Raw genomic sequence first — 15,215 nt, 5'->3', positions numbered from 1 at the left:
TCGGCTGACTCCTTTCAGTGTCCTTGACCTCTCTTCTCATCCTATGCTACAAGCTCAAGCTTTGAACGTAGGAGAATCCGTATGCCTGTTGTCCACAAATCCACGATTCGCCGTGCCCGTCAATCTGAGAAGCGTCGTTTGCGCAACCGCTCCACCATCAGCTCGGTCCGGAGCATCCTCCGCAAGGTTCAGGATGCGATCACGGCCAAGAAGCCGGATGAAGCCAAGGCCACCCTGCGGGAAGCCACTTCAGCGTTGAGCAAAGCGGTCACCAAAGGTGTCTTGAAGCCCAACACGGCCTCGCGCCGAGTCTCCCGGCTCACCGTGCGTGTGAACGCAATCACCGCTTCCGCGTAACGGTTCTGACATTCGACACCGGTCTCGAACCCGACGGGCGCGGGACCGGTGGTGCCGGCTGCACCCGCGCTGCGGATGATGCTGATTTCGACGGCTGGCCACAGAGTCGGAACAAGAGATCTTCCATCACCCGAACAGGGGCGCTTCCACTCCCGCCTTTGAGCTTCGAGTCGGTTTCCAAGAACCAGCGAAACGTGTGCGTCAGTTGCACGTCTGAGAATTGCGCCAGAAACCCGCGCACCCGGGATGGGTCCATCCGTAACGTCCTGGCCGCTTCCCCTTCCCGACCGCCTGCTTTGAGCTGCTCTTTCATTTTCCACAGCCGTCGGTATTGCCAGACCAAGGCACCGAGAATCCGGAGCGGAGCCTCTCCATTCTCAAGATTTCGCGCAAGGATCCGTAACGCCCATCCATGATCGTGCGCACCGATGGCGCTCATGAGGTCGAAGACGGATGCACCGGACTCCGTCCCTCTCAACGCCTCGACATCCGCCGATTGCACGGTTCGGTCTGGCGGCACATAGGCGGCGAGCTTCTCTAACTCCCGCTTCACCGCGTAGAGCGACTCGTTCCCCACCTCCTTGAGCAATTGCGTCGCCTCCTCGTGGATGCGCACACCCAGCGCCGCCGCTTCCTGGCGAATCCACGCCGACAGCTGCGCATCGCGCAGCGGGGCGCAATTGACCGTCACCGCCCCTTTCGTCAAGGCTTGGGTCCATTTCATCCGTCCATCCATCTTGACACCCACCACGATCAACGTCGTTGTGTCATTCGGAGCGGCGAAATAGGAGAGGAGTTTTTCCCCTTCTCGGGCCGGGAGTTTTTCCACCGACTTATAGACCACCACGCGGCGTTCGGCGAACACCGGAATTTCGGCCGCGCAGGCCAACACATCCTCAACCGAGCAGTCGTCGCCGTGAAAAATATCGTAATTGAATCCGGTATCCGCCGCCGGGCCCAAAGCTGCGGCGCGCAACGCGGCCACGGACTGGTCCCGGAGATAGTCTTCTTCGCCGACCACGGCATACAGCGGCATCACCCCGCTGCGCGCGAGGGATTGGGGCAATTCCAGACTCATCACTGAAGCGCTCATCCGCAGAAACTCTCCATCAATTATCGGGCCCCATAAGGCGGTGTCCCGCCGGCCGGAGCGACCTCAGCTTTCACCGGACGCTTCAGTGCCTTGTCCAACTCGCCCGTATCCAGAAAGAGCAGGAATCGTGAGGCCAGGTCTTCCGCGACGAACCGGCCTGCTTGCTCCAACGCCCGATTTTGCAGCACCCGATTGAATTGCAGATCCTGGGTCAGAAAAAACTCAGAGGTTCCCTTCGCAACCTGGTACCAGACGACCTTTTTCGTTTTGGCCTCTTCGATCCTCACGCTCACGAGCATTTCCACCCGGCTCTCAAATGTCGTGGTCTGGTCGAAACTCAAGGTCGGCAGCGTGATCTGCATGATCTGTCCGGACAGATAGAGATCGGCCCCGGCCGAAGGGCCCACGATTTCCGCCCCGGCTCCAGCCGAGAACTCCCGACGCAGGTAATTGGCGAGCTTGACCTCGAAGTTCGGCTCGTAGGTACTGTTGGCAATAGGAAGGATGGCCAGGCGTGGCGCGTGCGGCCGCGTCGTCGCTGTCTCCGGCGCGCCGCCGACGGTGGGACCGGCGCCCTGCACACGAAACTGATAGCCGCAGCCGGGGAGCGAGACACTCAACACAAAGAAAATAATCAGCCACGCCACGCGGCCAGGAGGCTCCGGGCCGACACGTGCTGCGTTGTTCCTGTAACGTTCAGGCTGGCGCACGGCATCACACCACGAAGTTGATCAATTTCTTCTCGACGTAAATGACCTTCTTCGGCTCTTTCCCCTGCAGCCATTCAGCCACTTCTTTCTTAGCCAGAGGCTCCAACTGCTCGCGTGAAGCCCCGGCATCGACCTCGAGTTTTCCCCGGAGCTTTCCGTTCACCTGAATCGGGATCGTCAGCCGGTCGCTGACCACCAACGCGGGATCGAACTGCGGCCATGGCTGCTGGCCGGCGCTCGGTTGTTGACCGAGACGTTCCCACAACTCCTCACTCAGATGCGGCGCAAACGGCAAGAGCAACAACACAAACGGTTCCAGCAGGCGGCGCGGCCGCTGCTCCAGTTTCGTCATCTCGTTCGTGAACACCATCATCTGCGCGATCGCCGTATTGAAGCGTAAGGCGTCGATATCGTCGGTGACTTTCTTAATGGTGTAATGGAGCAGCCGCAGCTGTTCAGGCGCCGGCTCGGCATCCGTGACTGCCTGGCTCAACGAGCCCTCGTCGCCGACCATCAGCCGCCAGACCCGATCGAGAAAGCGTGTGATCCCCTCCACGCCGCGGGTACTCCAGGGCTTCATCGATTCGAGCGGACCCATGAACATTTCATAGAGCCGCACCGCGTCGGCCCCGAACTGGTCGATCATCTCGTCCGGGTTCACCACATTGCCGCGCGACTTGGACATCTTCTGATTGTCTTCGCCCAACACAATGCCCTGGTGCACCAGCTTCTTGAACGGTTCCGGCGTGCTGACCACCCCGGCATCGAACAAGACCTTGTGCCAGAACCGGCTATACAATAGGTGCAGCACCGCATGTTCGCTGCCGCCGATGTAGAGATCCACCGGCATCCAGTAGCGCTCCTTCGCCGGATCGACCATCTGCATGGCATTCTTCGGATCGATGAACCGCAAGTAATACCAGCAGGACCCGGCCCACTGCGGCATGGTATTCGTCTCCCGTCGCGCCGGTTTGCCGGTGACAGGATCCGACGTCTCCAGCCAGTCGTGGAGATTCGCCAAGGGGCTTTCGCCGCTGCCGGAGGGTTTGAAATTCTTGGTCTCAGGCAATGGGAGCGGCAATTGCTCCTCGGGCAAGGGACGGGGCTCGCCGTCGACCCATACAATCGGAAAGGGCTCGCCCCAATAACGCTGCCGGGCAAAGAGCCAGTCACGGAGTTTGTAATTGATCGTCTTCTTACCCCTGCCCTGAGTTTCGAGCCAGGCGGTCATTTTTGGAATCGCTTCGCTGGGCAATAGTCCATCGAGAGAGCAGGATCCATCGGGCGTGGTCGAGTTGATGACACGTCCCCGATCCGTCTCGACGAACGCCGCCTTATCGACCTCCCCACCCTCAATCACCTCTCGGATCGGCAGGTGGTATTGCGTCGCGAAGGCCCAGTCACGCTCGTCATGTGCCGGCACCGCCATAATCGCGCCGGTGCCGTAACTCATGAGCACATAGTCGGCGATCCAGATCGGCAGGCGCTTCTGGTTCACCGGATTGACGGCATACCCGCCGGCAAAGACACCGGTCTTAACCTTGTCTAGTTCCTGACGTTGTAGATCGCTCTTGCGGGACGCCGCATCGCGGTAGGCCGTCACCTGCGCACGCTGCTCCGGCGTCGTCACCATGTCGACGAGCGGATGTTCCGGCGCCAATACCATATAGGTCGCACCGAAGAGCGTGTCGGGGCGGGTCGTAAACACGCGCAAATTGCCCGTCTTGTCGGCCAAGGGAAAATCGACTTCCGCGCCGATCGACCGGCCGATCCAATTCTTCTGCATCTCGAGCGTGCTGGTCGGCCATTCGACCAGGGTCAGGTCCTCCAGCAATCGCTCCGCATAGGCGGTGATCTTCAAGACCCACTGCCGCATCGGCTTTCGAATGACGTCGAACCCGCCGACCTCGCTTTTGCCGTCCACGATTTCTTCGTTGGCCAGCACGGTCCCCAAGGCAGGACACCAGTTCACCGGCACTTCCGCCACGTAGGCAAGGCCCCGTTCGAACAGCTTCAGAAAGATCCACTGGGTCCAACGATAGTAGTCCTGGTCGGTCGTGCTGAGCTCGCGTTCCCAATCGTAGGAGAGCCCGACGCGCTTCATTTGCCGTTTAAAGGTCGCAATGTTCTGCGCAGTGGTGATGGCAGGATGCACGCCGGTTTTCACCGCATACTGTTCCGCGGGCAACCCGAACGCATCCCACCCCATGGGGTGCAACACGTTGAAGCCGCGCATCCGTTTATAGCGGGATACGATATCCGTAGCGGTATACCCTTCCAAGTGCCCGACGTGCAGACCCGACCCGGACGGGTATGGGAACATATCGAGGCAATAGAACTTGGGCTTGGAATGATCGTCCACCGCCCGAAACGGGCGATGCGTCTCCCAATAGGTCTGCCACTTCGATTCGAGGGCCTGATGATCGTACGTCTTGCTCATTGTGGTATCGTCATACGCAGGGCAACCAGTCCTGTTGAATGAAAGAACGGACGACTCTAGCACACGCCGCACGGAGCGACAAGGACGAGGCGGCACAAACAGGGACCGAGTCGACCGCGAAGGATCCCCCCTCCCTTGATCCCGGAATCAAGTCCTGTTCAAATGCCGGGACAACCAATCGCCGAAGATCGACCGCGCACGACCTCACAGACTTTTGCCAACGCCGATGTACGCTACCTACATCTTTCCGCGACTCATGGACTGGGTGCTCCGGGGCGAACGGTTTCAGACCGAACGCCGGCTCCTGCTGACGCCGGTACATGGAGTCGTCCTGGAAATCGGGTTCGGAACCGGACTGAACCTGCCGCACTACCCCACGACCGTGACTGCTCTGCACACCGTCGATCCCGCCCCGCTCTTGCCCGATCGAGTCGCCGTACGGGTGGCACAGGCTTCGTTCCCCGTTCACATTCAGCATGTCAGTGCCGAACGATTGCCCTATGACGATGCCAGCTTCGACTACGCGGTCAGCACCTTCACCCTCTGCACGATTCCGGATCCGGCGAGGGCGCTACGCGACATTCGCCGGGTGCTGAAGCCGGATGGCCACTTCCTGTTCCTGGAGCATGGCCGCAGCGACGATCCCCTCATCGCCCGGTGGCAGGATCGACTCAACCCGCTGCAACACGGCCTGGCCTGCGGCTGCAATCTCAATCGCCGCATTGATCGACTGGTACTCGACGCAGGTCTCCGACTGGAACAACTTGATCGTTATTGTCTCCCCGGCGTTCCGAGAGTCGGCGGGGAAATGTATCGCGGCACCGCCCGCGTCAACGGACAATCGTCCCTGCATTCCAGCCTCGACACCTAACACACTCGTCACGACCTTGGCCTCGCACCGCGTTCGGAACCAGCCGAAGCAGTGACGACATGAAACAGGAAAATTGTATCCCTATCGGCAATTTTGTAGACTGCACCGTATAATGCACGATCCTCGCATTGGTCCATGCAACAGACGGGAGTGACCCGGATGTCCTCCTCGCAGTCGTTTCCCGACAGAGAGCCTCCGTCGACCTCTCCACTATTCAAACCCATAGATTCAGCGCGGGACAGCAGCATCGCCTTGCAACGGGTGACGCTTCTTTATGAGGCGATGCCGGCCGCACTGGTGGCCGGACTCGGCTGCGCACTCGCCCTGATCGCGGTCAATTGGCATGTCGTCCCGCACGACCGGCTGCTCGTCTGGCTGGTGTACCATCTGATCCTCTCGGCAGGCCGATACGGGCTCGCCCGATCGTTCAGGGCCAACAAGCCGGGGCTCGTCAATATCGAACGCTGGGACCGGGCGTTTCTGGTCGGCACGACACTCGCGGGGCTCGGCTGGGGCGCCTCAGCCCTGTTGCTGTTTCCGGAATCCTCACCGGCCCACCAGGTTTTTCTGGCCTTCGTGCTCGCAGGCATAACAGCCGGCGCCGCGTCCACCCTAGCCGCTCGCTTCGACGCCTTTCTGTCGTTCTCTCTTCCGATGTTGACACCCCTCATCCTGCGACTCTTCGCTCTCGACCATGAGCAAGCCCTGCCGATGGCGATCTGCACCATGCTCTTCTCGCTGCTCATGGTCTACACGGCGTACCGGACGTCCAACACCGTTCTGGAAACCCTCCGGCTGAAATATCACAACGCCCAACTGGTGGATCAACTGACCGGGCAACTGCAGGAAGGGGAGCAGATGGAACTGCTCCTCACCGTCAAGACCGAACACCATCGCTTTATCATGGAGTATGCCCAGGACATCATCTATCGGACAGACCGGAGCGGCCGTTTCACGTTCATCAATCCCGCGGTCATCCGGCTCCTGGGATATCACGAGACGGAGATGCTCGGCCATCGTGCGCTGGATTTCGTTCATCCCGATCACCGCCGCCCGACCGAACGTTTCTATCTCCGGCAATTTCTCCGGAAGACGGCCAGCACCTATTGTGAATTCCCCCTGATCACCCACACGCAACAGACCCTGTGGGTCGGACAGAATGTGCAACTACTGCAACGCGACCAGGAGGTCATCGGGTTCCAGGCCGTGGTACGCGATATTTCCATCCGGAAACAGACCGAAGAAGCGTTACGCGTCAGCCAGGAGCGATACCGCGCGCTGTTCGAGAGCAGCCCTGAAATGTTGCTGACCGTCGACGCCCGGGGCACCTTGCTGACGGTCAATACCACCACCGCCGCCGAATTGGGCTACGAGGCCGACGAGCTGATCGGTCAACCGGTAGCGCGAATCGTTCACCCGGATGACCACGGCAGCATGGACAAGCATTTTGCCGACTCTCTCCGCCGGCCGGGAGAAGTCCTCCGCTGGAATTTCCGGAAGATGCGCAAGGACGGGAGCCTGCTCTGGGTGCGAGAAGCCGCCCGAGCCGTGCGTAACTCCGACGGACAGTTCGATATCATCATCGTGTGCGAAAACGTGACCGAACAGAAAGGCATCGAAGATGCCCTGACCCAGACGCGCCAACTCCTGGAGTCCATCGTCGAGCACATTCCCCACATGGTCTTCTTAAAAGACGCTCAAGAATTGCGCTTCGTCCAGTTCAATAAAGCGGGCGAAGACCTGATCGGCCTGCCGCGAGAGGCGCTGCTGGGAAAGAACGATCTTGATTTCTTCCCGCTTGAGCAGGCGGAATTCTTTACCGCCAGAGACCGCGAGGTCCTGACCGGCGGCACGATGATGGACATTCCGGCCGAACCGATCCAGACCAAGGATCATGGCCTCCGGTGGCTCCACACCAAGAAACTTCCCCTCTACGACCAGGCCGGCATGCCGCGCTATCTATTGGGGATATCGGAAGACATCACGGACCGGAAACAACGCGAAGAAGCCGAACGGCTGCGCTTGGGGAAATTAGAAACACAACAAGCCGTGCTGCATGAATTGGCGGAAGATCCGGCCATCCACAGCGGACACCCGCAGCAAGCCTTCCCGGTCATTACCGAATATGCGGTGAGCACGTTTGCCGTCGAACGAGCCGGCATCTGGCTCTTTGGCGAGAATCAGTCCGCATTGATCCTGCAGGATCTGTTCGAAGCCACCCCCAAACACCATCTACAGGGAACCACGCTCTCGACCGGTGAATACCCGGCCTACCTGCATGCGCTCGAAACCGAACCCTACTCGCTCGCGGCCCATGACGCGCAGACCGATCCCCGCACGAAGGAATTGACTCCGTCGTACCTTACCCCGCTTGGCATCGTGGCCATGTTGGACGCCCCGATCCGCAGGCATGGTCGCGTAGTCGGCGTGTTATGCCTCGAACACATCGGTCCGGCCAGAGTCTGGACCACAGAGGAACAGACGTTCGCGGCCTCCCTGGCCGCCATGGCGACCCTGACCCTGGAGGCGTCGGACCGTCGTCAAGCCCAAGAGGCGCTGGAGCAACATGTCCGTGAACGCACCGGAGAGTTGCGCCGGACGACCGCCCATCTTCAGACCATCATCGAAGAGTCCCCCCTGGCGATGATCGAATTGGACCAAGCGGGCCTCGTCACCACCTGGAACGCCGCCGCCACCGCCCTCTTCGGCTGGACCAAAGACGAGGTGCTGGGCAAGGAGCTCCCTTATGTGCCTCCCGGACAGGAAAAGGTGTCGGAAGACTTGTGGACGGCGGTGATGAGCGGCGCCGCGCCGCGCAATCTGGAACTGTGCCGCCAGAAAAAGGACGGAGCCCTGGTGGATGTGAACATGTGGGGCAGCCTACTTCAGAGTCCGACCGGCCAGGCGGTCGGCTCCATCGGATTCTTCGTCGATATCACGAAGCACAAACAACTCGAAGATCAACTCCGGCAGGCCCACAAGATGGAAGGGATCGGCCGCTTGGCCGGCGGCGTGGCCCACGATTTCAACAACCTGCTCACCGTCATCAACGGGTGCGCCACGCTCGTGTTGGACCAGGTGCGGGCCGAGGATCCGCTTCGTCGTTCGCTGACGGAGATCCTGACCGCCGGCCAGCGGGCGGCGGCCTTGACCAGGCAACTCCTGGCCTTCAGCCGGCGCCAAGTGTTGACGTTCCAGGTCTTTGACCTCAACGAGGCGCTTTCGTCGATCAGCTCCATGATCGAACGGTTGATCGGCGAAGACATCAACCTGACCAGAAATCTTGACTCGCGGCCCTGTACCATTCGCGCCGACAGAGGACAGATCGATCAAGTGGTACTGAATCTGGCCGTGAACGCCAAAGATGCCATGCCTACAGGCGGCACACTCACGATGGCGACGCAGGCCCTGCTGATTACACCGGACAGCCCCGTGCCCCATCCCGCATTACTCCCGGGAGCCTATGCGCACCTGTCGATCCGCGACTCCGGGCAGGGCATGGACCGCACGACCCTGTCTCATATTTTCGAACCCTTCTTCACCACCAAAGAAGAAGGCAAAGGAACCGGACTCGGATTGGCCACGGTCTACGGCATCGTCAAACAAAGCCAGGGGTTCATCTTTGCCGACAGCACACCCGGCGCGGGGTCAACCTTCGACCTCTACTTTCCACTGGTGGAGGCGCCGCCGCTTGCGGCCACGCCGACACTTCCATCCCGTCCACACTGCGGGCTGGAAACCATCCTGCTGGTCGAAGATCAGCATGCCGTCCGGTTGCTGCTCACCCAGGCCCTGTCCGATTACGGCTACACCCTGCTGGAAGCCTCCAGCGGCCAGGAAGCGCTCCGCCTCGTCGCCGCCGCCCGCACCCCCATTCATATTCTGCTCACGGACGTCGTCATGCCGCAGATGACAGGACCGGCCTTGGCCGAGCACCTGCGTCGGCAATGGCCCGAGTTACGAGTGCTCTTTATGTCGGGATATGCCGAGGGGAGCGTGTTACCGACATTTCTCACGGAACCGGGCACCGGCTTCATCCAGAAGCCCTTCCTCCCCACTGAATTGGCGCAGAAGCTCCGGGAATTGCTCGATCCCGCCAAATAGGACACGTGATGGATTGTGCAAAAAAACCGGATGCGCGACAAACGGCTTAGCCGGGCAGGATCGCGTGGAAATGTTCGATGGAGGTAAACCGCGCGGAAGGAACGGCGGAAGCCTGAGAACTCGACCTGGAGCGGTGAAAAATCCGGCCGATCCCGAAATCTTCCGCCGCAGCCAGACATTGCTCATCGTCATCGATGTAGAGCGCCCGCGCAGGATCGAATCCGACCAATTGCCGGCAGGTCGGCCAATACTCCGATCGCATCTTGAGCCACCCCACCTCGAAGGCATCCACGATACGATCGACATGCCGATCCAGCCCCGTCTTGGCGGTTTTCACATCCACTCCTGCCCGATGCGCGTTCGTCAGGATCGTCACGCGCTTCCCCAATCGACGCAAGGATGAGAGAAACTCCTCGGCATCGGGAAGAAACCCGATCATGTGGTCGAGTTCGCGATGCATCGCCACCACATCGATGTCTACCCGCTCCGACCAATAATGTAAATCCGTCCAGGCCAATTCCCCTTCGACGGAACGATACATGGCCATCAAGCGATCCCGGGCGGCCTCGAAGGTCAGCGCATGCTTCGCCGCATACCGCCTCGGCAGTTCTTCCTCGAAAAAAAAGTTGTCGAAATGACGGTCGAGTAACGTGCCGTCCATGTCGAGCAACACATCGTCGATCCGACTCCAATCGACGGACTGATGGGGGGCCTCTGAGCGATGTGACAGCATCCTGGCAGTATACCGGAGACCGACGCGGCAAGACGAGTCATTGTGTTCGGTGAAATCTCTATGCTACCGTCGCGCACCATGTCACGCACCAAACAAACGCGCGGTCCTGTGGCCCCGCTCTTCACCCTTGAGGGCGGCCGGTTGCCCATTATCGCCCTCATCGGGCGGCCCAATGTCGGGAAATCGACGCTGTTCAACCGTATTCTCGGCACGCGGGCGGCCATCGTGGACGATGTGCCGGGTGTGACGAGGGATCGCAACTACGCCGATTCGACCTATCGCAATCGCCGCTTCCGCCTGGTGGATACGGGAGGGCTGGACCCCACAGCCAGCGACGGCATGTTGTCCCTGATCCGGCAACAATCCCAACTCGCCATCGCCGAGGCGGATATCCTGGTCCTGGTTCTGGATGCCCGCTCAGGCCTGACGCCGGCCGACGAAGAAGTCGTACAAACCCTGCGCGGCTCCGATAAACCCGTCTACTACGTGATCAACAAAATCGATACCCCGAAGGCCGATCCGCTGGTCGCCGATTTCTATCGCCTCGGGCAGGAGCAGCTGTATCCCCTGTCGGCCGAACATGGCATCGGCGTCGCCGAGTTGCTGGACGATCTCTTCTCGCACATGGCCGAGCCCCTCGACGAAGAAGCCACGAGCGACACGCCCCGCATCGCCATCGTCGGACGTCCGAATGTCGGCAAATCCACCTTGGTCAACTCAGTCCTCGGCGAAGCGCGCGTCGTCGTCAGCGATGTGCCGGGCACGACGCGTGATCCCGTCGACTCGGTCGCGACATTCAAAGACCGGCAGTACGTGCTGACCGATACGGCCGGCATCCGCCGCCGTGGTCGTGTGGAACGAGGCATCGAGGGCTACAGCGTCGCCCGATCCCTGCGCGCCATCGGCCGATCAGACATCGCCGTGTTGCTGCTGGATGCGGAAGAAGGCGTCACCGAGCAGGACACTAAAATTGCGGGCCTCGTCCTCAAGCAAGGACGCGCCTGCATTCTCATCGTCAACAAGTGGGATCTCAAGACCGACGACGTGCACGCGCGCGAGGCCTACAAACAAGATCTTGAACGTCGCTTCCCGTTCCTCGCCTGGGCACCGGTGCTGTTCATTTCGGCGCTGGAGCAGGATTTTCTGCGCGGCTTGTTCGCCTTGATCGACCAGGTCTATTTCTCATTCTGCAAACGGGTCCCCACCGGCCCCCTGAATCAATTCTTTCAGGGTCTGCTGGAAGAACATCCGTTGCCGGTCAGAAAAGGAAAGCCGGCCAAAGCGAGCAAATCCGCATTCATGACGCAAGTTGCGACACGGCCTCCCGCATTCGCCCTCTTTGTGGGACATCCCGACAATATGACCCCGGCCTACCTCCGTTTCCTCGAAAACCAGATCAGGAAGGAATATCATTTCTCCGGCACGCCCGTTCGACTGTTGACCAGAAAAAAATGAGGCAGCCTTGCCGGAGCGCGACGCATTCGACACAATCGACGACATTTTCCTTCGCCCCCTTCGTTTCACCGCTCACGATTCCTTGAACATTTCGTAGATTTCCTCCCTTCTCTCAGCTCAACGCAATGGCCCGCATCTTGCTTTTCCATTCAGCATTCAATGGCAGCGACGACCGTCCTCGCTGACCGCATGAGGGACATGCCATAGCAGAGAGGAGCCTATCTCTATGTTCATCGGGCAACCAGACCTCGCCGCCCCCGCTGCACCGACCTCGTCGGTCGAGACCGGCCTCATCGTCCTTTCCATGGACGGTCGCATTCTCCATACCAACGACCGGGCACACGAGTTCGCGCGCCATTTCACGAACGAACCGCGCCGGCTGCAGGCCCCCGCGACCACGCCACTCCGTCATCCGTTGATGGACCTGTTTCATGACGTCCTGGCCAATTTAGAGAAACACATCGCGGCAGAAGACTGGAGCCAATTCGAAATCACCCGCCTCGCCCGATGGGGCGGCGGCACGGTGCGTCTCCGGGGATTCGGCATTCCAGACCAAGCCAGACGCCAGCAGTCACGCGTCGTCCTGACAGTCCATTACCAGTCGAGCCCCTCCCCTTGGTAAGATTCAGCCTGCGCCATGCACGGCCCAGGCGATTCGCCAGTCTCGAACGGCTTTCAGCTTGACTCATGCGGATCAGCATGTTATTCGCACAGGAGACGTTGTACGCCACGCGCGATAAGGCAGGAACCGGCCCGCTCCAGCTATGGGAGGTTTCTCCTCCACTCTTTCGGCGTCATACCATTCCGTTCAAGACGATTTCATAACCACTATGGCTTACTCTACGAATTCCCCTCAGCGACTCCTCTTTCTCTCGATCCGGTTGGGCGCCTGTCTTATCCTGGCACAACCAGCGTGGGCGGACACCGCCACACCCCTCATTGAACCGCCCCCGCTCGCTGAGTCCAACGAACCGGTCGCGGAAGACAACCCTGAACCGGCGGTAGCTCCCGCGCCTGTGTCCCCTTCGGTTCAGATTTCCGGCGCGATCTGGCGGTCGAAACCCGGCATCGTATTTCTGCAAACCCCGATCGGGCCACTCTCCCTGAGTTCGAAATCCACCCTTCGCGATATCAAGACCTCACAAAAGATCACCCTGTGGGTGCATGGTACGACCAGTGTCATCGACATCCGCGAGAGGGGTGTCGACAAACTCGTCCATCGGTATGTCACCGGCATGCCGAACTTTACCTCCCCTGAGAAAAACGCCCTCACACTCTGGACTCCGGATGGCGAACAATCCTTCACACTCGGCGCATTTGAAACCAAAATCGCCGGACGCCAGGATCACCAACCATTGACCATCGAGGTCGATGGGACCGGAACCATCAAAGGTCTGCACGATGTGCAGTTCGACCTCCAGGTCAATCAGGTTCCCCGCACACCTTCGTCGCTGCATCTCTTGTTGAACGGCACGGTCTCGAAACTGAAGTCGAACTATGTGTTCCTGAAAACCCCCCTGGGCATCGTGACAGTCAGCGGAAAGACCGGTGTACGGAACGCCAAGGTCGGGCAGGAGATGTCGGTGTGGATCCAGGATCGACATGTGGCCATCGATCTGTATCAAGACGGTCTTACAAGTCCATCGCGCCGATTCCTCACCGGGCCGCTGGCCTACGGTTCCGACGCGCATGACACCCTCACCATGCAGGGCCCCGAGGGAGCCCAGTCCATTCCCCTCACGCAACGGCCGGCTGCTCTCGCAACCCTAAAGGAAGGGCTCCCGATCACCGTCGAACTTAACCAGCAGGGTGAACTCGTCGATATCCGACGGGTCAATTGACGCCCCTCTTTCGGCGCCTCGACATCCGGGCCGCTTCTTGACAGTGCCCGGCGCCCCCCGTAGACTCCCTGACGCGTATGGCATCACGGAAGAACAGTCGGCCGGAAATCCCCGACGGGCGCGGCGTCTCCCCCTCCACCTCCGCTCCATTCGATCAGCTGTATCGTGATCACGTCGACGTGATGTACCGCTTTGCCTATCGCCTGTGCGGTGAAGCCGAGGCGGCCAAAGATCTGGTCCAGGAAACGTTTCTGAATGCCTATCGCGCCTACGACCGATTTCGTGGCGACGCACAGGTCTCGACCTGGCTCTACGCCATCGCCTCCCATGCCTGCCAGCGTATGCGGCGCAAACGCAAAGGCGAGCCGGAGCGCGAGTTATCCCTGACCGAATTCGTGCCGACATCGGAGGGCGAGTTTGCCCTGCAGATCCCGATGGAGGGCCTCAGCCCTCAAGAGGCGCTTGAAAACAAAGAACTGCGTCAGATACTCGATCGCGCCATCGCACAGTTGCCGCGCAAATACCGGATGGTGCTGGTGCTCCGCGACATGGAAGGATTGAGCGCCAAAGAAGTGGGGAGTATTCTGGGGCTCAACGAACGGGCCATCAAATCGAGGCTGCATCGAGCCCGCCTCTTTGTCCGCAAGGAACTCAGCGGCAAAGGATTGGCGACAGAATTTCACCCGGACATTACCACCGGGCACCGATAGTTTGGTATAGTCTAAGAAGAAGCACCGCCATGGCTGATCGCGTACGCACATATCCAGGCACCCGTAAGCCCACCCTCCACCAGGGTCACGGAAAACGAAATTGCGTCAAAGTGCTCGAACGGCTGTCTGCCTATCTGGATGACGAGCTTTCCGGTGACGTCTGTCAGGAAATTCGCGCCCACCTCGGCGATTGTCCGAATTGCGAAGTGTTTCTCGACTCCTTGCGCCAAACCGTGCAGCTCTGCCGCAACCGTCCTTCCCCGGCACTCTCCAAGAACGATCGTGCGAACCTCCGCCGACAGATTTTGAAGGCTGCGGCAACGGCGTAACCCGATCGTGACTGGCCCGATGATCACGCCGGCCGGGGAACAACCGGCAGAGGGGGCGAGAGACGAGTCGTTGAGTGATCAGCGGCTGTGCCCGACGCAACGATATTTGCCTTCGATGTCAGACCGCCTCCTGCTCGCCCTTCTATTGACCTGCGGTGGAACCGGCGTCCTGCTCGCGCAACCTTCAGAAAATTTCGACCACGGGCAAGCCATCTATCGTGAGCATTGCATGGAGTGCCATGGCACAACCGGCAAGGGCGACGGGGTCAAGGCCCCGTTTCTCTCCCCTCGACCGGGCAATCTCATCTCGGCGGCGACCTCTGCCAAAACGGATCAAGAGTTGCTCCGCACGATCGCCCAAGGAAAACCCCGCACGGCCATGCCGGCCTGGCAGAACGTGCTGCCCGCCGAGGATCAGCAGGCCGTCCTCCAATACATCCGCTCCTTGGTCCGCTTTGCCCGGCCACTCGCTCCCCCTCCACCGGGTCCGTAATCTTGCATCGCCCCAGCACGCCCCTTTCACCTGAAAAGAGCCCCGTGGTACAGTGACATTCTTTTACTGCCACCGGAGG

The 15,215-nt window shown here is 60.2% G+C and carries 13 protein-coding genes; 9 read left to right on the top strand and 4 right to left on the bottom strand.

The features are described 5' to 3' along the window. The first annotated feature begins 81 nt into the window (after window positions 1–81). The gene (rpsT, locus tag NSND_RS14325) at window positions 82–357 is read left to right on the top strand and encodes a 30S ribosomal protein S20 (protein WP_080879653.1); all 276 of its coding nucleotides are present in this window, start codon (window positions 82–84) and stop codon (window positions 355–357) included. On the opposite strand, the gene holA is transcribed toward rpsT, so the two are convergent. The 3 genes from holA to leuS form a co-directional block, all read right to left on the bottom strand. Then, window positions 341–1,450 (bottom strand): DNA polymerase III subunit delta, encoded by a 1,110-nt coding sequence (gene holA, locus NSND_RS14320; RefSeq protein WP_080879652.1) that lies wholly within the window; start codon window positions 1,448–1,450, stop codon window positions 341–343. The two genes, rpsT and holA, sit on opposite strands and share 17 nt — an antisense overlap. Before the next feature lie 20 nt (window positions 1,451–1,470). Next, window positions 1,471–2,097: an LPS assembly lipoprotein LptE gene (gene lptE / locus NSND_RS14315; protein WP_159450796.1), complete on the bottom strand. Its 627-nt coding sequence runs from the start codon at window positions 2,095–2,097 to the stop codon at window positions 1,471–1,473. Window positions 2,098–2,164: 67 nt separating this feature from the next. Then, entirely contained in the window at window positions 2,165–4,600 is a 2,436-nt protein-coding gene (leuS, locus tag NSND_RS14310) for a leucine--tRNA ligase (RefSeq protein ID WP_080879650.1), read from the bottom strand. A 226-nt stretch (window positions 4,601–4,826) separates the two neighbouring features. Between leuS and NSND_RS14305 the strand changes: the two genes are divergently transcribed. Both NSND_RS14305 and NSND_RS14300 read left to right on the top strand, forming a co-directional pair. Beyond that, the gene (locus tag NSND_RS14305; RefSeq protein WP_080879649.1) at window positions 4,827–5,471 is read left to right on the top strand and encodes a class I SAM-dependent methyltransferase; all 645 of its coding nucleotides are present in this window, start codon (window positions 4,827–4,829) and stop codon (window positions 5,469–5,471) included. 282 nt (window positions 5,472–5,753) lie between these two features. Further along, window positions 5,754–9,575, top strand: a complete 3,822-nt coding sequence (locus NSND_RS14300; RefSeq protein WP_159450795.1) for a PAS domain S-box protein — start codon at window positions 5,754–5,756, stop codon at window positions 9,573–9,575. Between the two features lie 46 nt (window positions 9,576–9,621). Here NSND_RS14300 and NSND_RS14295 read toward each other — a convergent pair whose 3' ends face one another. Next, entirely contained in the window at window positions 9,622–10,308 is a 687-nt protein-coding gene (locus NSND_RS14295; protein WP_080879647.1) for an HAD family hydrolase, read from the bottom strand. A gap of 78 nt (window positions 10,309–10,386) precedes the next feature. Between NSND_RS14295 and der the strand changes: the two genes are divergently transcribed. From der to NSND_RS14265, 6 genes are all read left to right on the top strand, one after another. Then, window positions 10,387–11,763, top strand: coding sequence for a ribosome biogenesis GTPase Der (gene der / locus NSND_RS14290; protein ID WP_235000259.1), 1,377 nt, complete (start codon window positions 10,387–10,389; stop codon window positions 11,761–11,763). Window positions 11,764–11,989: 226 nt separating this feature from the next. Further along, window positions 11,990–12,385 carry a hypothetical protein gene (locus NSND_RS14285; protein ID WP_080879645.1) on the top strand — a complete coding sequence of 132 codons (396 nt, stop codon included), beginning with the start codon at window positions 11,990–11,992 and terminating at the stop codon, window positions 12,383–12,385. Between the two features lie 208 nt (window positions 12,386–12,593). Continuing rightward, entirely contained in the window at window positions 12,594–13,604 is a 1,011-nt protein-coding gene (locus tag NSND_RS14280) for a hypothetical protein (RefSeq protein WP_080879644.1), read from the top strand. A gap of 77 nt (window positions 13,605–13,681) precedes the next feature. Continuing rightward, window positions 13,682–14,314, top strand: coding sequence for an RNA polymerase sigma factor (locus NSND_RS14275; RefSeq protein WP_080879643.1), 633 nt, complete (start codon window positions 13,682–13,684; stop codon window positions 14,312–14,314). Between the two features lie 29 nt (window positions 14,315–14,343). Continuing rightward, on the top strand, window positions 14,344–14,643 hold the full coding sequence (locus NSND_RS14270) for an anti-sigma factor family protein (RefSeq protein ID WP_080879642.1): 300 nt from the start codon (window positions 14,344–14,346) through the stop codon (window positions 14,641–14,643). A gap of 7 nt (window positions 14,644–14,650) precedes the next feature. Next, entirely contained in the window at window positions 14,651–15,136 is a 486-nt protein-coding gene (locus tag NSND_RS14265) for a c-type cytochrome (protein WP_143833561.1), read from the top strand. Window positions 15,137–15,215: the final 79 nt, after the last annotated feature.

This window comes from Nitrospira sp. ND1, assembly GCF_900170025.1.
Lineage (GTDB): Bacteria > Nitrospirota > Nitrospiria > Nitrospirales > Nitrospiraceae > Nitrospira_A.
This window is presented reverse-complemented; position numbering and strand designations above follow the sequence as displayed.